This window comes from Variovorax sp. GW821-FHT09B05 (assembly GCF_059418265.1).
This window is the reverse complement of record NZ_JBWKPN010000005.1, coordinates 509,098-529,111: the sequence shown is the minus strand read 5'-3', so window position 1 is coordinate 529,111 and position 20,014 is coordinate 509,098. Positions and strand designations below refer to the sequence as shown.

Genomic DNA, 20,014 nt, shown 5'->3' with positions numbered 1-20,014 from the left:
CAGACAGCGGGGTCGCCTTTTCTTTGGTTACTTTCTTTTGGCGAAGCAAAAGAAAGTGACTCGCCCGCCGGGGCGAAATCCCGGCCAACAGCCTTAACAAAAAAGCAGCTTCAAACCAGAAAGCCGAAACCTTCATCCAGCCAAACCACGCAACCGACCAATAGCTTCCTCAAGATGCGCCATAGAACTGGCAGTAGAGAACCGAATGAAGCTAGCAGTATCAGCAGTCCCGAAGTCGCGACCAGGAGTCACAGCCACATGCGCCCGCTTCATAGCCTCGAACGCAAAATCCCAGCTCCCCGAAATCCCGAGCCGAGCAGCCAGCCCCGAACAATCGGCCCAGGCATAGAAAGCTCCATCGGGAACCACCGGAACCGGTAGCCCCAACACCTCGAGCTGCGGAATGAACCAGTCGCGCCGCGCCTTGAATTCGCCGCGCCGCCGCTCGTACTCCGCAATGCTCTCCGCCTCGAAGCAAGCCAGCGCCGCGTACTGCGCCACCGTGCTCGCGCAGATGAACAGGTTCTGCGCCAGCCGTTCGACCACGGGCACCAGCACATCGGGCACCACCAGCCACCCCAGCCGCCACCCCGTCATGTTGAAGTACTTGCTGAAGCTGTTGATGCTGATCACGTTGTCGTCGATCGCCAGCGCCGTCTGCCCGTAGGCATCGTCGTAGGACAGCCCCAGATAGATCTCGTCGATCAGCGTGATGCCGCCGCGCGAACTCACCACCTCGTGGATGCGCCGCAGCTCGTCGCGTGCGATCGAGGTGCCGGTCGGGTTCGAGGGCGAGGCCAGCAGCACGCCGCGGGTCTTGTCGGTCCAGGCGGCCTCGACCTTGTCGGCGCTGAGCTGGAAGCGCTCCTCGGCGGTGGTCGGAATCAGCACCGCCTTGCCCTCGGCCGCGCTCACGAAGTGGCGGTTGCAGGGATAGCTGGGATCGGGCAGCAGGATCTCGTCGCCGGCCTCGATCAGCGTGAGGCAGGCCAGCTGCAGCGCGGCCGAGGCGCCGGCCGTGACCACGATGCGGCGCGCCGGCACGTCGACGCCGAAGCGGTCGCGATACCACTGGCTGATGCGTTCGCGCAGGTGGTCGAGGCCGGTGGCCTGGGTGTACTGCGTGGCACCGGCGCGCACCGCGCGCGCCGCGGCTTCCTGCACCAGCGGCGGCGCGGTGAAGTCGGGCTCGCCGATGTTCAGGAAGATCATCGGCCGGTCGGTGTGGGCCACCTCGCGCGCCAGCTTGCCGGCGGCCTTGGCCACTTCCATCACGTAGAAGGGCTCGATGCGCTCGGCCCGGGTCGAAATCCTCATGCGGGGTGCTTCGCGAAAGAAGAGAGAAGAGGAGAAGGGATCAGGGCCGCGCCTTGCCGGTCGCGCGGTCGGCCTCGACCTCGAGCGGACGCAGCTGGGGCGCGAGGCCGTTGAGCACCGCGTTCACGTACTTGTGGCCATCGGTGCCGCCGAACTCCTTGGCGAGCTCGATGCACTCGTTGAGCACCACGCGCCACGGCACGTCGAGGCAATGCTGGAACTCGTAGACGCCGATCCACATCACGGCATGCTCGATCGGCGAGATCTCGGCCAGCTTGCGGTCGAGCAGCGGCACGATCAGCGCGTCGAGTTGCTCGGCGCCTTCGATCGAGCCATGCAGCAGCGCGTCGTAGTGCGCGGCATCGGCCTTGTGGAAGCCCGCGAGGTCGCGCGTGAAGCTGTCGATGGCGGCCGCCTCGTTGCGGCCCACCAGGTGCTGGTAGAGCGCCTGCAGCGCGAACTCGCGCGCGCGGGTGCGGTTGGACTTGGCCGAGGCCTTGCGCGCGCCGGTGGAGGTCAGGCCGGTGCGCGTCGCGCGCGCCTTGTCCGGTCGTGCGGAACGCTGCGGCGCAGCGCCTCCCTGGTCTTCTTGGGTGTTGTCGTCGGTCATGAAAGGTCGGCCAGCAGTCGCGCCATTTCGACCGCCACGCGGGCCGCGTCGCGGCCCTTGTCGGTCTGGCGGGCGACGGCCTGCTCGAGGTTCTCGGTGGTGAGGATGGCGTTGGCGATGGGCAGCTTGTAGTCGAGCGCCACGCGGCTCACGCTCGCGCCCGATTCGTTGGCCACCAGCTCGAAGTGGTAGGTCTCGCCGCGGATGATGCAGCCCAGCGCGACCAGCGCGTGGTAGCCGCCGCGCTCGGCCAGCGCCTGCAGCGCGACCGGCACTTCGAGCGCGCCGGGCACGCGCACGTGGTGGATGTCGTTGGCGGCCACGCCCAGCGCCGCGAATTCGTCGAGGCAGGCACTGGCGAGCGCATCGGTGATGTCGGCATTGAAGCGCGCCTGCACGATGCCGATGCGCAGTCCCTTGCCGCTGTTGCCGTCCAGCGGCTTGTCGGCCGCGCCCTGGTTTGCACCTTGCATGTCGTTCAGTCCTTTGCCAGATAGCCGGCGATCTCGAGGCCGTAGCCGGCCGCCATGCTCGGCATGCGCCGCGGCGTGCCGAGCAATCTCATCTTCTGCACGCCGCATTCGCGCAGGATCTGCGCGCCGATGCCGTAGCTGCGCAGGTCCATGCGGCCGCGCTCGGGCGCCTGCGCGGGGCGCGCGGTGCCGTCGAACTGGGCCAGCAGCTCGTGGGCCGTTTCGCCGCAGTTCAGCAGCACGGCCACGCCCCTGTCGAGCTGCGCGATGTGCGAGAGGCTGGCGTCCAGGCTCCACGAGTGCAGCGAGCGGTTGATCTCGAGCGCGTCGAGCACCGACAGCGGCTCGTGCACGCGCACGTCGACCGTGTCCTCGGGCGCCCACTTGCCGCGCACCAGCGCGAGGTGCACGCCGCCGCTGGGCTGGTCGACGAAGGCATGGGCCGTGAAGGCGCCCCAGGCGGTCTGGATCTCGCGGCAGCCGACCTTCTTGATCAGCGATTCGGTGCGGCTGCGGTGCTCGATCAGCGCCGCGATGGTGCCGATCTTGAGGCCGTGCTCGGCCGCGAACAGCTGCAGGTCGGGCAGGCGCGCCATCGTGCCGTCCTCGTTCATCACCTCGCAGATCACCGAGGCGGGCGAGCAGCCGGCCATGGCGGCGAGGTCGCAGCCGGCCTCGGTATGGCCGGCGCGCATCAGCACGCCGCCGTCGACCGCCTGCAGCGGGAAGATGTGGCCCGGCTGCACCAGGTCGGCGGCCACGGCGTTGCGCGCCACCGCGGCCTGCACGGTGCGGGCGCGGTCGGCGGCCGAGATGCCGGTGGTCACGCCCTCGGCGGCCTCGATCGAGACCGTGAAGGCGGTGGCGTGCTTGGTGCCGTTGCGCGCCACCATCGGCGGCAGGTGCAGGCGTTCGCACATCTCGCGCGACAGCGTGAGGCAGATCAGGCCGCGCGCATGGCGGGCCATGAAGTTGATGGCTTCGGGCGTGATGTGGTTGGCGGCGACCACGATGTCGCCCTCGTTCTCGCGGTCTTCCTCGTCGACGAGGATGACCATGCGGCCGGCGGCCAGTTCGGCCACGATCTCCTCGACCGGGGAGATCGGCGCGGGCGTCCGATTGGCGCGCGAGGCGCCGATCGGCGTGACGGATGCGTTCATGATGGGGCGGGGTCCTTGGATGCGGGGAATGTCGGTGTCAGGCCGGCCGGGCCGGCTGCAGCACGCCCGCCTGGAGCATGCGCTCCACGTAGCGCGCCACGGTGTCGATTTCGAGGTTCACGCGCGAACCGGCGCGCAGGTCGCCCAGCGAGGTGTTCTGCACCGTGTGCGGGATCAGGTTGATGCTGATCTCGCTGCTGCCGTCGGCCGCGTCGGCGACGGTGTTGACCGTGAGGCTCACGCCATTGATGGTGATCGAGCCCTTGTAGGCCAGGAAGCGCGCCAGCGCCTGCGGCGCGACCACGCGCAGCTCCCAGCTCTCGCCCACGGGCTCGAAGCGGCTCACGGTGCCGATGCCGTCGACGTGGCCCGAGACGATGTGGCCGCCGAGGCGGTCGCTCGCGCGCAGCGCCTTCTCGAGGTTGATGCGCGCACCTTCCTCGGTCAGGCCCGCTGTTTTATCGAGCGACTCGGCCGAGATGTCGATGGTGAAGAGCCTCTGCGCGGGGTCGAAACTGGTGACGGTCATGCAGGCGCCGTTGAGCGCGATGCTGTCGCCGAGGCCGACATCGTCGAGGTAGCCGTCGGGCGCCGCGATGCCGAGTCTCTTGCCGTGGGAGGAGGAGGAGCCGAGGTCGTGGATGGCGGCGATACGCCCCACGCCGGTGATGATTCCGGTGAACATCCGCGCATTTTCGCAGGTCCGGAAGGCCCGCGGCATTTCCTGGCACTTCGGGACCGCCGGCGCGGTCGCGCGGGCGTCTTGCCGGGCGGCTGTGGACGGCAGCCGGCGCGCTGCGGGCGGCGTCAGAAAGCGTCCCGGCCGGCCACGCACGCCACGATCCGCAGGTCGGGCCCGATCATGTCGGCCGAGCGGAATTTCAGCGGCAGTGCCCCGGCCAGCGAGACCAACGGGCCGTCGGCGTGGATCTGGCTCGCGATGTCCAGGCCGCTGCCGATCAGCTTGGGCGCGAGATACACCAGCAGCTCGTCGACGCAGCCTTCGCGCAGCAGCGAGCCATTGAGCTTGTGGCCCGATTCCACGTGCAGTTCGTTGACGCCGCGCGCCGCGAGGTCGCGCAGCAGCGCGGGCAGGTCGACCTTGCCGTGGGCATTCGGCAGGCAGCTGACCGTGGCGCCGCGGGCCTCGAGCGCCGCGGCGCGGGCTTCGTCGCGCACCGCCGCGTAGATCCAGACCGCGCGGCCTGCTATGAAAAGATGAGCGTCGGGTGGCGTCTGCAGGTGGCTGTCGACGATCACCAGGTGCGGCTGGCGCGGCGTCTCGACCAGCCGCACGTCCAGGCGCGGGTTGTCCTCGAGCACCGTGCCGACGCCCGTCAGCACCGCGCTGGCCCGGGCGCGCCAGGCGTGGCCATCGGCGCGCGCGGCCTCGGCCGTGATCCATTGGCTCACGCCGTTGGCGAGGCCGGTGCGGCCGTCGAGGGAGGCCGCGACCTTCATGCGCACCCAGGGGGTCTTGCGGACCATGCGCGAGAGGAAGCCGAGGTTGAGCTCGCGCGCTTCCTCGGCGCCAGGCCCCACTTCGACCGCCACGCCTGCCGCGTGCAGCCGCTCGAAGCCCTGGCCCGCGACCAGCGGATTGGGATCGGCGAGCGAGGCCACCACGCGGCCGATGCCGGCCGCGATCAGCGCATCGCAGCACGGGCCGGTGCGGCCATGGTGGGCGCAGGGTTCGAGGGTGACGTAGGCGGTGGCGCCCGCGACCGAATGCCCCTGTGCGGCCGCGTCGCGCAGCGCCATCACCTCGGCATGCGGGCCGCCGGCCTTCTGCGTGTGGCCCTGGCCGAGCACGCGGCCCTGCGCATCGGCGATCACGCAGCCCACGCGCGGGTTCGGGTCGGTGATCAGCAGCGCCGACGCGGCCAGGCGCAGGGCGCTCGCCATGTGCTGCGCGTCGTGTTGGGGGGAGGGCATGGAGGCTTCGCGAGGAAAAGTTGACACGGGTGCGTCGGGATCATACGAGCGGCGCGCGAATGCGGATGGACGGCGCGGCGCTCGCGCCCGGTGCGCTCGTACGCTTGCCCTTCGATCGCGAGACACGCGACACCGGAAGAGAACGGGGGGAGGACGGATATGGCAAGGTCGAATCGAACGGCGCATGCCGCCGCGGGCTTTTCGCTCGTGGAGGTGCTGGTGTCCATCGCGCTGCTGAGCCTGGGGCTGCTGGGCGCGGCGGCCATGTTGCTGCATGCGGTGCGCGCGAGCGGCGAGGCCGCGAACTTCGGCGCGGCGCTGAACCTGGTGCGCGAGCTGTCGGAGAAGACGCGGCTCAACCGGGCCGTGGCGGGGCGGCGCGATGCGGTCAATGGCTACCTCGTGGCGCAATGGACGGCAGGGTCTGCCGCGGGCGAGGCGGGCGTCACCGATTGCGCCGCGGCTGGCGCCGCCTGCAGGCCCGAGGACCTCGCGCGCTGGGACATGCAGGCGTGGAAGCGCCGTGCCGCGAAGGCCCTGCCGGGCGCGCGCATCACGGTCTGCTTCGACGGCAATCCATGGAACGACGCAGCGGGCGCCCATGCCTGGGACTGCGAGGCCGACGGACCGTTGCTGGTCGTCAAGCTCGGCTGGTTGCCGCGCAACGCGAGCGAGGCGCAGCGCCGCGCGGGGGCATCGGCAGCGCCGCGGCTCGCGATGCCGTTGATGCCCGCGCAGGTCAGCGAGGGGCCGCGCGGTGGCTGAGCATGTCGAACCCCCAGGGCGCGCGCGGCTGCGTGGCGTGTCGCTGGTCGAGCTGATGGTCGCGCTGGCGCTCGGCCTGGTGGTGGTGCTCGCGGCCATGCTGGCTTTCGGCGGCAGCCGGCAATTGTTCGTTGCCGAGTCCGAGGCCCGCACGGTGGAGGAGTCGTTGCGCTTCGCCGCCTTCGTCGTGCGGCGCACGGTGCGGCAGGCCGGCTATGCCGATCGCGCGGCCGGCGATACGGTCGCGTCCGCCGTGAACGATCCCCTCGACCTCGACATCGTCGGTGCTCGCAACACCCGTGTCGGCGCCAGCGGCGAAAGCTATGGGAGGCACAACGCACGCGGCGTGAACGACAGCGATTCGCTGCTGGTGCGCTTTGCCGGCAGCTCGCGCACCGACGACGACGGCAGCGCCGCGGAGGCCGACGGCACCATGGTCGACTGCATGGGTTTCGCGAAGCCCGCGCCGAGCGCCGGCACCGCCACGCCGGCCGACCGGGCCTGGAGCATCTTCCATGTCGCCGAGGCGGCCGACGGGGAGCCCGAGCTCTATTGCAAATACCGCGGCGACCGGCGCGGCAGCTTTCGGTCCGAGCCGCTGGCGCGTGGCATCGAAGTGTTCCGCGTGCTGTTCGGGCGTGACCTCGACGGCGACGGCACGCCCGAGCAGTGGCTCGATGCCGCGCAGCTCGATGCGGTGGCGGCCGCGTCGTCGCTGGGCAACTCGGCCTGGCGGCAGGTGGTGGCGTTGCGCATCGGGATGGTGGCGCGCAGCGCACGGCCGGGCAATTGGCCCCGGCCCGAGGAGGCGCAGCTCTATCCGCTCGGCCCCGAGTTCCCGGTGGTGCGCTTCCGGCCCGCGGCCGATGGGCGGCTGCGGCGTGTCGCGAGCTTCACGGTGGCGCTGCGCAACAGCCAACGCGAGGCCGCGCCATGAACCGGCCGGTGCGCGCCTCGCGTGGCTTCTCGCTGATCGTCGTGCTGATGCTGCTGCTCGTGGTGTCGGTGCTCGGCCTCGCCGCGGCGCAGAACGCATTGGTCGGCGAGCGCATCGCGCGCAACGACCGCGACACCGAGGTGGCTTTCCAGGCGGCCGAGGCCGCGCTGCTCGATGCCGAGCGCGACGTGCTCGGGCCCAACGACCATGCGGCGCAGCGGCTGTGCCTGTTCGATGGCCGCGATGTGTCGGCCTTCGTTGCCGATTGCGCCGGGACCGGCGCACGGCTGGGACTCTGCGCGGCCGCGCCGGTGGGCGATCCGCCGGCGTGGACGCAGGTCGATTTCGCACCCGATGCGAACCGGTCGGTGGCCTATGGCCGTTTTACGGGGCAGGTCTATGCCACCGGTGCCGGTGGCCTGTCCGTGCGCGCGCCGCGCTATGTCGTCGAGGCCCTGCGCAGCCGGGGCAGCGGCCCGCAGGGCGTGCTGCACAGCGCGAGCGCGGCCGTCGCGACACATGTCTTCCGCGTCACCGCCATCGGCTACGGGCCGCGCGAGGAGACGCGCGTGCTGCTGCAGACCACGCTGGCCAAGCCGTCGGCGAGTCCCGGCTGTGCCGACGCTTCTTCTCCTTCCTCCTGATCGGACTGCCATGCCCTTGCTTCGCGCATTCATCGTGTGCATCGCCCTGGTTTTCTGCGCGACGTGGAGCGCGCCGGCAGGGGCCGGCATCGCATCCACGACGCCGCCCGATGCGCTGCTGACCAGCGTGCCGGTCCACGCGCTGGCCGGTCAGCCCGATCCCAACATCGTGATCGACCTGGCGATCAAGGCCTCGAACGCGGGACCGGCTTACCTCGGCGGCTTCGAACCCGCCAAGGTCTACGAAGGCTATTGGGATGCGAAGGGCTGCTACGACTACCTGCGTGTCGAGGGCTACTTCCGCCGCACCGCGACGGCCACCACGCTCGCCGGTGGCGAGATCGCCTGCCGCGGGCAGTGGAGCGGCAATCTGCTGAACTGGGCCACGGCATCGCCGCTCGATCAGCTGCGCATGGCGCTGACCGGTGGCGACCGCGTGGTGGACACGCCGGAGCGGACCGTGCTGCAGCGGGCGACCTGGCCGATCGGGGCTGGTGTCGAGCTTCCCGTCAAGACCGTGCGCGGGCATCTCGAGCGGCTGACACCGCGTGCTGGGCTTCGCGCGGACGAAACGCTGCGCATCCGGAACTGCGGGGAGCGGCTGGTCGTCGATGCGGACATGCGCACCGATGCGGACCGCGGCTGCGTCTCGGCGGTCAGGGCCGATCTCTACTTCGCGCGCGTCGAGGTCTGCGCCGCCGACGAGGCCGTCGTGCGCCGCGATCTTTGCGCCGCCTATCCCAGCGGGCATCACAAACCCGTGGGCGCCTTGCAGGTCCATGCGGGCGACGCGCGTTTCGCGGTGTTCGGCTACCTGCCTGGCAGCGATCCCAGGCGCCATGGCGGCGTGCTGCGCGAAGCGATGAAGTCCATCGGGCCGGAGAAGACCGACGCCGCGTTCGACGGGGTCGAGAACCCGCGGGCCGAATGGGATGCGCGCACCGGCGTGTTCCGCGACGACCTTGCGGGCACCGCGCAGGGTGTCATCGCGGCGGTGAACCGCTTCGGACGCTCGGGCGACTACGCGCGCTTCGATCCTGCGGGCGAGCTGTTCCATGAATCGCTGCGCTACCTGCAGGCGAAGCTGCCGACGCCTGCGGACCCGGTGCTCGGCAACTGCCAGCGACATCACATCCTGAACATCGGCGACCTCGACACCGGGCGTGATGGTTCGGCGCCGGGTTCGGGCAGTGCGGCCTTTTCGCCCGACACCGCGCACTGGGCCCGGCTCGTCGGTGCTTTCGAGAATCGGAGGGCGGGCTCGGCCCAGGGCTCCTTCGGCATGGCGGGGCTCGCGTACTGGGCGCACACGCAGCGGATCCGCGGCGACCATCCCGATGCGCGTGTGCAGACCTTCGCGGTCGACCTGGATGCCGACCGGAGCGCTGTGGTGGGTACGCGCCAGCGCGGCAGCGCGCTCTACCTGGCCGCGAAGTACGGCGGATTCGTCGACCGCAACGGCGATGGCGATCCATTCCGAAGCTCCGCGCTTTTCGGCGCCCCGGACGCAGCGGGCAAGTCGGCATGGTTCAGCAACGCCGAATGGGCGGAAGGGCTCGACCACGACGGGCAGCCGATGCCGGCCAACTACTTCCTCGCCAGCGATGAGCGATCGACGGCGGATGCGTTGCGCCGCGTGCTGCGCCGTGCCACCGCGCCGCCGCTGGGCGCGAATGCCACGGCCGCGATCTCCTCGGATACGGTGGGCGCGGCCGGCGCGAGCCTCTACCTGCCGCGCTCCGACAGCCGGCGCTGGGCTGGCACCTTGCTGTCGTTTCGCCTGTTCACCGATCCGGACACGGGCGCCTTGCGCGTGGCCGACACGCCGTCGTGGGATGCGGGCGCCTTGCTCGATGCACGCGTGGAGAAATCCGGTGCATCGGCGCCGCGAAAGCTCTTCACGCTGTCGACGGCAGGCGTTGGCATTCCCTTCGAATGGGACGCGCTCGACGAGCCCTTGCGGCGCTCGCTGCGCACGGAGACCGAACCCGCATCCCCGATGCCTGCCGGGGCCACCGACACCCTGGCCCGCGACCGCCTGAACTACCTGCGTGGCGAGCGCCGAAACGAAGCCTCGTTGGCGGGTGGCCGTTTCCGCGTGCGCGACTCGGTGATGGGCGATGTCGCGCATGCGGCCCCGGTGTTCGTTGGCGCGCCCGACCCTGTGCTGGATGAGAGCGGTTACCCGGCATTCCTCTCCACGCATCGCCAGCGCGAGCCCGCGGTCTATCTGGGGGCCAACGATGGCATGCTGCATGCCTTCTCGGCGCGCACGGGCGAGGAGCTTTTCGGCTACGTCCCGCGACTGCTGTTTCCTGCGCTGGGCCAACTCGCGCAGCCCGGTGGCGCGCATCGCGCCTATGTCGACGGCACGCCCGCCGTGGCCGAGGCGCGCACGGCGAACGGCCTGTGGAAGAGCGTGCTGGTCTCGGGCCTGGGCGCGGGCGCCGCCGGTGTGTTCGCGCTCGATGTCAGCGATCCGCGGGCCTTCTCGGCCGACAAGGTGCTGTGGGAGTTCGGCAGCGCCGACGACCCCGACATGGGCCACCTGATGCAGCCGCCGCGCCTCCTGAAGTTCCGCACCAGGGCCGCGACGGCGGGCCGCCCGGCCACCCATGCCTGGTTCGCGGTCGTGCCCTCGGGCTTCAACAACCGCAACCCCGAGAAACGCGCCGCGCTGTTCCTGCTGTCGCTCGACAAGCCGGCCGGCACGCCCTGGCGGCGCGGCCTCGACTATCACAAGATCCTGCTGCCCCGGCCCGCCGATGCCAGCCTCGTCAATGCGCTCGCGAGCGCGCCCGGTGACCATGCGGCCGACGACGGAACGGTCCGCTGGCTCTATGCCGGCGATACCCAGGGCAATCTGTGGAAGTTCGACTTCGAACACGATGCGCCCTGGAGCGAGGCCAACGCGCTGGGCTTCGGCGGTGCGCCGCTGATGGTCGCGATGGACGGCGGCGCGGGCAGCCGGCGCCAGCCGATCACGGTGCCGCCGGAAGTGGGGCTCGGGCCCGGCGGCGGTGGCATCGTGTTGTTCGGCACCGGCCAGTTCGTCGAGCCGGCGGACCTCGGCGCCTCGCGTCGCGGCGTCCAGACCGTGTATGCGGTGCAGGACACGGGCACGCCGATCCGTGTGGGCGAAGCGCGGACCCAATTGGCGCCACGGCAGGCACGACCCATCGAGGGCGGGCTGACGGCCATCGAGGGCCAGGCCTTCGTCTACGGCGCCTTCGACCGCGCGACGACACGGCGGCGCGGCTGGTACCTCGACCTGCCGGCGTCGCGCGACCAGGGCGAGCGCCAGGTCGAGCGGTCCGTGCTGGCCGATGGGCGCCTGTTCTTCAACACGCTGATCCCGCCGCAGGCGGCCTGCGGCGAAGGCAGCGGCCGCAGTTGTGCCGTCGACGCGATGACCGGCCTGTCCAAGGGTGGCACCTGCGTGCCCTCGGAGGCGGGGCTGCTCGGTGCACCCTTCGTGGTCCAGCAGGGCAACGCGTCCTACGGTGCCGCCGATCCGGCCGGTCGGCGCGTCGAGACGCGGCGGCTCTCGGTCCTCAGCCCCGGTACCCGCAAGGGCACGTCGGTGTCGGTCGCGCAGCCGACCGGCGGTGCCACGGTGTCGCGTCGGGCCGGCCGTCTCAACTGGCGCCAGGTGCCGGACCCGCAAAGGACATGGCCATGATCTCCCGCCACGGCCATCGAGCCGGCGCGGCCCTCGGCTGGAGCCTGATCGAGGTGCTGATCGCACTCGCGATCGTCGCCATCCTCGCGGCCATCGCCTTTCCTTCCTACGTTGATGCGGTGCACCGGGGCTGGCGCGCCGAGGCGCGGTCGGCGCTGCTCGCGCAGATGCAGCAGCAGGAGCGCCACTTCACCGTCGATGGCCGCTACCGGCGCTACGAAGGCGATTCCGCCGAGAGCGGGCAGGGCGGCAAGTACCTCGTGCGCAGCGAGCACTGCGACGGCCAGCGCAGCCTCGACGACTGCCTGCGGCTCTCGGCCCGGCTCAAGCCCGGCTTCTCGGACCCGCCGGTCGGCAACCTGTGGCTGGACAGCACGGGCGGCCGCGGCTGCGATGGCGCGCAGCGTGCGCGGTGCTGGCAATGAAGCGCGCGGGACCGGCACGTGGGCTCACGCTGATCGAGCTGCTCACCGTGATCGCCATCGTCGCCATCCTGGCCGCCGTCGGCGTGCCGGGTTTTCGCGCGCTGCTGCTCCACCAGCGGCTGGCGGCCGTGTCGCAGGCCTTCGTGGCCGCGCTCGGGATGGCGCGGATCGAGGCCATCCGGCGCGGCGAGCCAGTCAGCGTGCTGGCCGACGGCGGCGCCGGCTGGGATGCGGGCTGGGCGGTGGTGGCCGATGCTGGCGGCGACCACGCGCCGCACGTGCTGCGGCGCTTCGACGGGCTGCCGTCGGGCATCGCGGTCGACCGGGAACTGGGCGACGGGCTGGCGCAAGGGGTGCACTACGACGGCAATGGCTTCTCGCGGCGCGTGCGCAATGCGGGCTTCGGCGCGGGCTGCCTCGCGTTCAGGGCCGAGACGGGGCGGCGCGCGGCCATCGTCCTCTCGGCGTCGGGGCGGCCTCGAAGTTGCGACCCCGATCGGAAGGGAGAGTGCGGAACTGGAGTGTGCGGGCAGGGCGGTGGATAGCGGCCGTCCCGCGGCCCGGCGTCGACACGCCGCGGCTCAGATGTCGCGCAGCAGCTGCCGGAATTCGTCCACGTCCTCGAAGCTGCGGTAGACCGAGGCGAAGCGCACGTAGGCCACCTTGTCGAGCTTCTTGAGTTCGCGCATCACGAGTTCGCCGACCTTGGTCGACTCGATTTCGCGCAGGCCGCTGGCGAGCAGCTTCTGTTCGATGCGCAGCAGCGCGTTGTCGATCTGCTCGATGCTCACCGGCCGCTTGCGCAGCGCCAGCATCATCGAGGCGCGGACCTTGGTCGAGTCGAAGTCGGCGCGGCTGCCGTCCTTCTTCACGACGACCGGGAAATTGACGTCGGGGCGCTCGTAGGTGGTGAAGCGCTTGTCGCAGGCACCGCACTGGCGGCGCCTGCGCACGAAGTCGGCGTCTTCCGAAACGCGGGTCTCGACGACCTGCGTTTCGAGATGACCGCAAAAAGGGCATTTCATGCGGTCAGGGCTTCTTCTTCGAGGTCAGCGGTAGACCGGGAAGCGGCTGGTCAGCGCGTGGACCTTGGCGCGCACGGCGTCGATGTTCGCGGCGTCGCGCGGGTTCTCGAGCACGTCGGCGATCAGGTTCGCGGTGATGCGGGCCTCTTCGTCCTTGAAGCCGCGCGTGGTCATGGCCGGCGTGCCTACACGCACGCCGCTGGTCACCATCGGCTTCTCGGGGTCGTTGGGGATCGCGTTCTTGTTGATGGTCATGTGGGCGCTGCCCAGCACGGCCTCGGCTTCCTTGCCGGTGATGCCCTTGGCGCGCAGGTCGACCAGCATCACGTGGCTTTCGGTGCGTCCGCTCACGATGCGCAGGCCGCGCTGCGTGAGCGTTTCGGCCACGATCTGGGCGTTCTTGACCACCTGTTGCTGGTAGGCCTTGAACTCGGGCGACAGCGCTTCCTTGAAGGCCACCGCCTTGGCGGCGATCACGTGCATCAGCGGGCCGCCTTGCAGGCCCGGGAAGATCGCGCTGTTGATCGCCTTCTCGTGCTGCGACTTCATCAGGATGATGCCGCCGCGCGGGCCGCGCAGGCTCTTATGGGTGGTCGAGGTCACGATGTCGGCGTGTGGCACCGGGTTCGGGTACACGCCCGCGGCCACCAGGCCGGCGTAGTGGGCGATGTCGACCATGAAGATCGCGCCGACGTCCTTGGCCACCTTGGCGAAGCGCTCGAAATCGATGCGCAGCGAGTAGGCCGAGGCGCCCGCGATGATCAGCTTGGGCTGGTGCTCGTGCGCCTTGCGCTCCATCGCGTCGTAGTCGATGGCTTCGTTGGCGTCCAGGCCGTAGCTCACCACGTTGAACCACTTGCCGCTCATGTTGAGCGGCATGCCGTGGGTCAGGTGGCCGCCTTCGGCCAGGCTCATGCCCATGATGGTGTCGCCGGGCTTCAGGAAGGCCAGCAGCACGGCCTCGTTGGCCGAGGCGCCGCAATGGGGCTGCACGTTGGCCGCTTCGGCGCCGAAGATCTGCTTCACGCGGTCGATGGCCAGTTGCTCGGCCACGTCGACGTGCTCGCAGCCGCCGTAGTAGCGCTTGCCCGGGTAGCCCTCGGCGTACTTGTTGGTGAGCTGCGAGCCCTGCGCGGCCATGACGGCCGGCGAGGCGTAGTTCTCGCTCGCGATCAGCTCGATGTGGTGTTCCTGGCGCGCGTTTTCGGCCTGGATGGCAGCCCAGATTTCGGGATCGGTCTGTTCGACCAGGATGTTGCGTTGGTACATGGCAGTCCTTTGAAGACGAGGTCCTTGTTCTTCAACCAAACAAGGGCTGCCCAGGCGAACGGCTGATCGCCTGCGCGTCTGGAGCGACGTCGCAGGCGGTACGCTTCCCAGTGGTAGTCCACGTCAGCGCGGGTGCCTTGTCGGCACCGCGCCTATCGCCAGTCGCGTACCCGGTCGAGTGTAGCGGATCGGACCGGCCCGGCGGCGGGCGAAAGGAGATTCAGGACACGGCCGACAGCAGCGCCACCTTGGGTGGCGTGGGGCCGTTGGCCGGCTCGGTCGCCTCGTCGGGCTTGGCCGGGGCCACCACCGGCAGGGGCAGCGGCTGCGGACGCAGCACCGGCGGCGTCGGCGCGAACGGCGAGGGCGCGCGGCCGCTGGCCACCTGCAGCAGGCGCTCGCGCTCGGCCATCACCTTGCCGGCATAGCCGCCGTCGTCCTCGAGGTTGGCCGCGCCCACGTAGTAGCGCAGGCCGCCTTCGAGCGAACCGGCGCGGGCGATGCATTCCTGCAGCACCTTCACGCCGACCCGCATGTTGGTCACGGGGTCGAAGGCGGTCAGCGTGCCGCCGGCCGGCTCGTACTTGTCGCCGTGCACGCGGGTCATGACCTGCATCAGGCCCTGCGCGCCGACCTGGCTCTGCGCGAACGGGTTGAAGCTGGACTCGACCGCCATGATCGCGAGGATCAGCGTCGGATCGAGCTTGGTGTGCTTGCCGATGTTGTAGGCCTCGGCCACGAGCACGCTCAGCGGCTCGGCCGCGACGCGGTACTTCTTGCTGAGCCAGTAGGCCACGGCGGCCTGCTGCTTGGGCAGGTCGCCGGGGCTCGCGGCCGTCGTGCGCTCGATCGCGGTCGGCTCGAGGTCAGTGGCTTCGGGCGCGGGTTTGCGCGACTGCAGCCAGCCCATGAGCTGTTCTTCGCCTTGATGGCGCAGGTCGGGCCGCGCCACGAGGGCGAGGACCGCGAACACGATGGCCAGGCCCAGCAGGGCGAAACCGTTGTGCGTGATTTCAAAAAAGCCGTCTGCCACATCGGACACGAAGGTCCTCAGCCCGCGGGCCGTGGCATCAAACGCCTTGTTCATCGCTCTTCCTTTCTGTGCGGCACCTGTCGCAGCGCCGGGAAGGGCGATGGGATGGAGGCAGCGGCGCTTGGATTGGTACCAATCAGATTCCGCGCTCAGGGGGATAAGGTGCGCGGCCGTCTGATCAAGCCGGGGGGAGTCGGCAGCGGATACAGGGTGGTTCCGTCGCGTCGGGCGATCGGAGCAGGCGGGATTCTATCGTTGCTAAATACCCGGTCAAGCATAAGGAATTCAGTCTTAATTCTTAAAAGTGTCGAACAAATGTTTCAAATCCGTGTCTGGGACCGCGTCCTTCTTAAGGGAAATCCCTTGAAAAATCGGGTTTGAAAAGCCGGGAAGGGGCGCCTAAGCTGAACAGGCCTGAGGTTTTCAGGTGCTTTCCGAAGCCAGGCAGTCACGGTGCAAGCCGCGGGCTCGAACGGCGGAGGATCCACGGCGGCAATCTCTTGCTGCCAGCACGACAGGAACCATCGACTTCCGGTCGAGCGAAACGATGGCAATGGGTCTATGCCCGCCATCAAGCCCGGTGACATGACATTCGTCGCGTCGCCGGGCTTTCTTGTTTCTGGCTTGCCGCCTGTTTGGGGCACACTCGCGCGAATGAATGCTGCCGCCTCGATACAAAGCTTAAGAAAGAACAAATGGGTGCGACGCGGGATCGTTGCACTGCTCGTGCTTCTGGGCCTTTGGGTCCTGGCCTGGCTGGCGGTGCCGCCGATCGCCAAGAGCCAGCTGCAGAAGATCGCGAGCGAGAAGCTGGGCCGCCAGGTCACGGTGGAGCGCATCGGCTTCAAGCCCTGGACCCTCGAGCTCACGCTCAACAACCTGCGCATCGCCACCGCCGACGGCAAGAACACCCAGGTCGCCGTGCGGCGCATCTATGCCGATGCCGAGTTGCAGTCGTTGTTCCGGCTCGCGCCCGTGATCGACGCGGTGACGGTGGAGGCACCGGCCATCCTGCTGACCCACCAGGCCGACGGCAAGTACGACATCGACGACATCCTGGCCAAGCTGGCCTCCGGCCCGCCGCCCGACCCCAAGGCCGAGCCCGCGCGCTTCGCCATCTACAACATCGCGATCACCGAGGGCGCGGTCGACTTCGACGACCAGACCGTCAAGCGCCGCCATGAGCTGCGCGACTTCGTGCTCAAGGTGCCGTTCCTCAGCAACCTGGCCTCGCAGCGCGAGGTCAACACCGAGCCCAAGCTGGCCTTCGCGCTCAACGGCAGCAAGTTCGACTCGGCCGCGCTGACCACGCCCTTCGCCGCCAGCCGCAAGACCGACGCCCACGTGCAGTTCAAGGGGCTCGACCTCGCGCCCTATCTGGGCTACATCCCGGGCGGCCTGCCGGTGCAGCTGCAGGCCGGCAGCCTCGACGCCGACCTCAAGATCGACTTCCAGCAGGCCACCACGGTCGGCCTCAAGGTCACCGGCACGGTCGAGGCTCACGGCGCCAAGCTGGCCGATGCGCGCGGGCGCGACCTGCTGGCCTTCGACTCGCTCAAGCTCGCGCTGGCCGACGTGCGGCCGCTCGAATCGGTGTTCCACCTCAGCGAGGTCGCGCTGGCGAGCCCGCAACTGGTGGTGGCGCGCGATGCCTCGGGCCAGCTCAACCTGATGGCGCGCGATCCGGCCACGGGCCAGACCGAGAAGGTGGTCGCGGCCAAGCCGCCGGCACCGCCCGTCAGTGCCGCGAGCGGCGCGGCGGGCGCGGCGGCACCCAAGCCCACGCTCAAGGTCCAGGTCGACAAGGTCGCCCTCAGCGGCGGGCGCATCGGCTGGCGCGACGAGACCGTGCAGCCCGGCGCGGCGATCGACGTCACCGAGCTCGGCATCGACGTCACGGCCCTCACCTGGCCGATGGAGAAGCCGGCCCAGTTCAGCGGCAGCACCGCGGTCGGCGGCGCCACGCTCAAGTTCAAGGGCAGCGGCACCGACAAGGCGGCCGACGTGCAGACCGAGGTCGACGCGCTGCCGCTCTCGCTGGCCGCGCCCTACCTGGCCCACAGCCTGGAACCCACGCTCGACGGCAAGCTCAGCGGCGAGATCGACATCGCCTGGGCACCGCCCGACCTGCGCTTCAAGGCCAAGCGGGTGGCGGCCGACAACCTGGCGCTGACCCAGGCCAAGACCGCGCTCGCGAGCGTCGGCCGCTTCGAGCTGCGCGATACCGAGGTCGACATGGCGAAGCACACGCTGGCCGTGGGCTCGTTCACCGCCACCAATCCCAAGGTCAGCATCGAGCGCGACAGCGAGAAGCGCTGGATGTTCGAGCGCTGGCTCAAGACGCCGGCCGCCGCGGGCGGCAGGCCCGAAGCCGAGGCCAAGGTGGCCGCGCCCAAGCCGGCCGGCAGCGGCCCCGAATCGGCACCGCCGGGCGCCAACACCAAGCCCTGGGCGCTGACCGTCGGCACGTTCGCGGTCGACAACGGCAGCCTCTCGTATGCCGACAAGGCCAGCGCCACGCCGGTCGCGGTCGAGATCACGGCCTTCAAGCTCAATGCCGAGAAGCTCGCGCCCGAGACCGCCACCAAGTCGCCGCTGCAGGTGTCGGGTCGCATCGGCTCGGGCCGCCGCGCCGACCCGGGCCGCTTCGACTACAAGGGCCACATCGTGCTCAAGCCGCTGGCCGCCGAAGGCCGGCTCGAGGTGGCCTCGTTCCCGGCCCATGCCTTCAAGGCCTACTACGCCGACGCGCTCAACGTCGACATCCGCCGGGCCTTCGTCAGCTACCGCGGCAGCGTGAACTACGCGACCGCCCCGGCGGGCATGACCGTCAAGCTGGCGGGCGACACCGCGCTCGACGACTTCCGCGCCAACAGCGTGTCGCTGACCCAGTCGCCGGGCTTCGACCGCAACAACAACCAGTTGCTGAGCTGGAAGACGCTGAGCCTGCGCGGCCTGCAGGTGGGCCTGGCGCCCAATGCGGCGCCCACCGTCGACGTGCGCGAGACCACGCTGACCGACTTCTTCGCCCGCGTGATCGTCGATCCGAACGGCCAGCTCAACCTGCTGAGCCTGACCAAGAAGGGCGAGGCCGAGGCCAACGCGGCCACGGCCGCGGCCGTCGAAACCCGTTCGCGCCGCAGCCTGGGCGGCACGACCACCACCACGCGTGGACCGGAGCGACCCACGGGCGGCGCGCCGGTGCCGGCCGAGCTGATGGTCGGCGGCGCCTCCGAACCGGCCAAGCCGGCCTCCGCGCCCGCCGCGGTGGCCCAGGCCGCGCCGGCCGCCGGTGGCCCGGCGCCGGTCATCAACTTCGGCCCGATGAGCCTGGTCAACGGCAAGATCGACTTCACCGACCTGTTCGTCAAGCCCAACTACTCGGCCGACCTCAGCGAGCTGACCGGCAAGCTCAGCTCCTTCTCGTCGAATCCGCCGAACGGGCAGGGCGGCCGGCCGGCGCTGGCCGAGCTCGAGCTGCGCGGCAAGGCGCAGCAGACCGCGGCGCTCGAGATCACCGGCAAGCTCAATCCGCTGGCCAAGCCGCTCGAGCTCGACATCACCGCGAAGATGCGCGACCTGGACCTCGCGCCGCTGTCGCCTTACTCGGTGCGCTACGCCGGCCACGGCATCGAGCGCGGCAAGATGAGCATGGACGTCAACTACAAGATCGCGCCCGACGGCCAGCTCACCGCCACCAACAAGCTGGTGCTCAACCAGCTGCAGTTTGGCGAGGAGGTCGCCGGCGCGCCCAACAGCCTGCCGGTCAAGCTCGCGGTGGCGCTGCTGGCCGACCGCAACGGCGTGATCGACGTCGACCTGCCGCTGCGCGGCTCGCTTAACGACCCGCAGTTCAGCATCGGGCCGCTGATCTTCAAGGCGGTGGTCAACCTGATCGTGAAGGCCGTGACCGCGCCGTTCAGCCTGCTGACCGGCGGCCTGGGCGGCGGCGGCAGCAGCGAGTCGAGCACCATCACCTTCGAGCCCGGCAGCTCGGAGCTGAGCGCCTCGTCCGAGGAAAGCCTCGACAAGGTCGTGAAGGCGCTGGCCGAGCGGCCGACGCTCGAGATGACCGTGATCGGCACCGCCAGCCTCGAGAAGGAGCGCGATGCCTACCAGCGCCAGCGCCTGCGCCAGATGACCCTGGCCGAGAAGCGCCGTGCCGTGGTGCGCGGGGGCCAGGCCGGCACCGACGTGCCGCCGGTCACCGACGCCGAGTACCCCGAGCTGCTGACCGCCGTCTACAAGCGCGCCGACATCACCAAGCCGCGCAACATGGTCGGCCTGGCCAAGGACCTGCCGCTCAAGGAGATGGAGAACCTGCTGCTCGCGAGCGTGCCGGTCGACGAGGAGTCGATGCGCCAGCTGGCGGTGGCGCGCGGCGCCGCCGTGCGCGACTACCTGCTGTCGCAGAAGCTCACCAGCGAGCGCCTGTTCCTCGGCGCGGTGCGCACCACGGCCAGCGGCGACGACTGGAAGCCGGGCGCCGAGCTCAAGCTCGCGATGCGCTGAGCATCGAAAGGGGCGCCGCGCGGCGCCCCTTGGTTTTTCACGGGGCACTGCTATATATGCAGGCACCGTTTCCCCCTGCGGCGCGACCGATCCAGGCGTCGTTTCGCCGCATCGCCGGGCCGCGCCGCAAGGTGGATTTCGACGGCGCGCGGCAAGTGGGTCAAAATGGCGGTCTGCGCCGGCCTCTGCCGGCGCCTTCGCTTTCTCTCTTCAGACAACGATCTCGC

Annotated in this window: 16 protein-coding genes and 1 riboswitch; of the genes, 7 read left to right on the top strand and 9 right to left on the bottom strand. The window is 70.0% G+C overall.

Annotated features, from left to right (window positions below; genetic code table 11):
- Positions 1-132: 132 nt before the first annotated feature.
- The 6 genes from AC07RM_RS16730 to ribD all read right to left on the bottom strand — a co-directional run bounded on the left by AC07RM_RS16730 (position 133) and on the right by ribD (position 5,495).
- On the bottom strand, positions 133-1,317 hold the full coding sequence (locus tag AC07RM_RS16730; protein ID WP_495335235.1) for a pyridoxal phosphate-dependent aminotransferase: 1,185 nt from the start codon (positions 1,315-1,317) through the stop codon (positions 133-135).
- A gap of 40 nt (positions 1,318-1,357) precedes the next feature.
- Positions 1,358-1,927, bottom strand: coding sequence for a transcription antitermination factor NusB (gene nusB, locus AC07RM_RS16725; RefSeq protein WP_208514089.1), 570 nt, complete (start codon positions 1,925-1,927; stop codon positions 1,358-1,360).
- Positions 1,924-2,400, bottom strand: coding sequence for a 6,7-dimethyl-8-ribityllumazine synthase (gene ribH, locus AC07RM_RS16720; RefSeq protein ID WP_057594485.1), 477 nt, complete (start codon positions 2,398-2,400; stop codon positions 1,924-1,926). The genes nusB and ribH overlap by 4 nt, the downstream gene beginning before the upstream one ends.
- A 5-nt stretch (positions 2,401-2,405) precedes the next feature.
- A complete protein-coding gene (gene ribBA / locus AC07RM_RS16715; RefSeq protein WP_495335234.1) occupies positions 2,406-3,560 on the bottom strand; it encodes a bifunctional 3,4-dihydroxy-2-butanone-4-phosphate synthase/GTP cyclohydrolase II in 1,155 nt (384 codons plus the stop codon).
- 37 nt (positions 3,561-3,597) lie between these two features.
- Positions 3,598-4,245 (bottom strand): riboflavin synthase, encoded by a 648-nt coding sequence (locus tag AC07RM_RS16710; RefSeq protein WP_057594483.1) that lies wholly within the window; start codon positions 4,243-4,245, stop codon positions 3,598-3,600.
- A 122-nt stretch (positions 4,246-4,367) separates the two neighbouring features.
- A complete protein-coding gene (gene ribD, locus AC07RM_RS16705) occupies positions 4,368-5,495 on the bottom strand; it encodes a bifunctional diaminohydroxyphosphoribosylaminopyrimidine deaminase/5-amino-6-(5-phosphoribosylamino)uracil reductase RibD (protein ID WP_495335233.1) in 1,128 nt (375 codons plus the stop codon).
- A 159-nt stretch (positions 5,496-5,654) separates the two neighbouring features.
- On the opposite strand from ribD, the gene pilV reads away from it, so the two are divergent.
- From pilV to AC07RM_RS16675, 6 genes are read left to right on the top strand one after another with little or no spacing between them, the layout of a single operon-like run.
- Positions 5,655-6,260 (top strand): type IV pilus modification protein PilV, encoded by a 606-nt coding sequence (gene pilV / locus AC07RM_RS16700; RefSeq protein WP_495335232.1) that lies wholly within the window; start codon positions 5,655-5,657, stop codon positions 6,258-6,260.
- A complete protein-coding gene (locus AC07RM_RS16695) occupies positions 6,253-7,197 on the top strand; it encodes a PilW family protein (RefSeq protein WP_495335231.1) in 945 nt (314 codons plus the stop codon). Before pilV ends, AC07RM_RS16695 begins: the two co-directional genes overlap by 8 nt.
- Positions 7,194-7,841, top strand: coding sequence for a pilus assembly PilX family protein (locus tag AC07RM_RS16690; protein WP_495335230.1), 648 nt, complete (start codon positions 7,194-7,196; stop codon positions 7,839-7,841). Before AC07RM_RS16695 ends, AC07RM_RS16690 begins: the two co-directional genes overlap by 4 nt.
- A 10-nt stretch (positions 7,842-7,851) precedes the next feature.
- Positions 7,852-11,523 (top strand): pilus assembly protein, encoded by a 3,672-nt coding sequence (locus AC07RM_RS16685; RefSeq protein ID WP_495335229.1) that lies wholly within the window; start codon positions 7,852-7,854, stop codon positions 11,521-11,523.
- Positions 11,520-11,948 carry a type IV pilin protein gene (locus AC07RM_RS16680; RefSeq protein ID WP_296781923.1) on the top strand — a complete coding sequence of 143 codons (429 nt, stop codon included), beginning with the start codon at positions 11,520-11,522 and terminating at the stop codon, positions 11,946-11,948. The genes AC07RM_RS16685 and AC07RM_RS16680 overlap by 4 nt, the downstream gene beginning before the upstream one ends.
- Positions 11,945-12,493, top strand: a complete 549-nt coding sequence (locus AC07RM_RS16675) for a GspH/FimT family pseudopilin (RefSeq protein WP_495335228.1) — start codon at positions 11,945-11,947, stop codon at positions 12,491-12,493. The genes AC07RM_RS16680 and AC07RM_RS16675 overlap by 4 nt, the downstream gene beginning before the upstream one ends.
- A gap of 36 nt (positions 12,494-12,529) precedes the next feature.
- Here the strand turns inward: AC07RM_RS16675 and nrdR are convergent, their stop codons facing one another.
- From nrdR to AC07RM_RS16660, 3 genes are all read right to left on the bottom strand, one after another.
- A complete protein-coding gene (nrdR, locus tag AC07RM_RS16670) occupies positions 12,530-12,973 on the bottom strand; it encodes a transcriptional regulator NrdR (RefSeq protein ID WP_057594475.1) in 444 nt (147 codons plus the stop codon).
- 24 nt (positions 12,974-12,997) lie between these two features.
- Positions 12,998-14,242, bottom strand: a complete 1,245-nt coding sequence (glyA, locus tag AC07RM_RS16665; RefSeq protein ID WP_093344314.1) for a serine hydroxymethyltransferase — start codon at positions 14,240-14,242, stop codon at positions 12,998-13,000.
- Between the two features lie 41 nt (positions 14,243-14,283).
- A riboswitch (ZMP/ZTP riboswitch) is annotated at positions 14,284-14,418 on the bottom strand.
- Between the two features lie 44 nt (positions 14,419-14,462).
- Positions 14,463-15,329 (bottom strand): lytic transglycosylase domain-containing protein, encoded by an 867-nt coding sequence (locus AC07RM_RS16660; RefSeq protein ID WP_093344313.1) that lies wholly within the window; start codon positions 15,327-15,329, stop codon positions 14,463-14,465.
- Between the two features lie 600 nt (positions 15,330-15,929).
- Between AC07RM_RS16660 and AC07RM_RS16655 the strand changes: the two genes are divergently transcribed.
- Positions 15,930-19,787: a DUF748 domain-containing protein gene (locus tag AC07RM_RS16655; protein ID WP_495335245.1), complete on the top strand. Its 3,858-nt coding sequence runs from the start codon at positions 15,930-15,932 to the stop codon at positions 19,785-19,787.
- Positions 19,788-20,014: the final 227 nt, after the last annotated feature.

Bases quoted from the DNA above. Each gene is read 5' to 3' on its own strand.
- AC07RM_RS16680 (WP_296781923.1), top strand. From the start codon at position 11,520: ATGATCTCCCGCCACGGCCATCGAGCCGGCGCGGCCCTCGGCTGGAGC.
- glyA (WP_093344314.1), bottom strand. From the start codon at position 14,242: ATGTACCAACGCAACATCCTGGTCGAACAGACCGATCCCGAAATCTGG.
- pilV (WP_495335232.1), top strand. From the start codon at position 5,655: ATGGCAAGGTCGAATCGAACGGCGCATGCCGCCGCGGGCTTTTCGCTC.
- AC07RM_RS16675 (WP_495335228.1), top strand. From the start codon at position 11,945: ATGAAGCGCGCGGGACCGGCACGTGGGCTCACGCTGATCGAGCTGCTC.
- AC07RM_RS16710 (WP_057594483.1), bottom strand. From the start codon at position 4,245: ATGTTCACCGGAATCATCACCGGCGTGGGGCGTATCGCCGCCATCCAC.
- ribH (WP_057594485.1), bottom strand. From the start codon at position 2,400: ATGCAAGGTGCAAACCAGGGCGCGGCCGACAAGCCGCTGGACGGCAAC.
- AC07RM_RS16685 (WP_495335229.1), top strand. From the start codon at position 7,852: ATGCCCTTGCTTCGCGCATTCATCGTGTGCATCGCCCTGGTTTTCTGC.
- AC07RM_RS16730 (WP_495335235.1), bottom strand. From the start codon at position 1,317: ATGAGGATTTCGACCCGGGCCGAGCGCATCGAGCCCTTCTACGTGATG.
- nrdR (WP_057594475.1), bottom strand. From the start codon at position 12,973: ATGAAATGCCCTTTTTGCGGTCATCTCGAAACGCAGGTCGTCGAGACC.
- ribD (WP_495335233.1), bottom strand. From the start codon at position 5,495: ATGCCCTCCCCCCAACACGACGCGCAGCACATGGCGAGCGCCCTGCGC.
- ribBA (WP_495335234.1), bottom strand. From the start codon at position 3,560: ATGAACGCATCCGTCACGCCGATCGGCGCCTCGCGCGCCAATCGGACG.
- AC07RM_RS16660 (WP_093344313.1), bottom strand. From the start codon at position 15,329: ATGAACAAGGCGTTTGATGCCACGGCCCGCGGGCTGAGGACCTTCGTG.
- AC07RM_RS16690 (WP_495335230.1), top strand. From the start codon at position 7,194: ATGAACCGGCCGGTGCGCGCCTCGCGTGGCTTCTCGCTGATCGTCGTG.
- AC07RM_RS16655 (WP_495335245.1), top strand. From the start codon at position 15,930: ATGAATGCTGCCGCCTCGATACAAAGCTTAAGAAAGAACAAATGGGTG.
- nusB (WP_208514089.1), bottom strand. From the start codon at position 1,927: ATGACCGACGACAACACCCAAGAAGACCAGGGAGGCGCTGCGCCGCAG.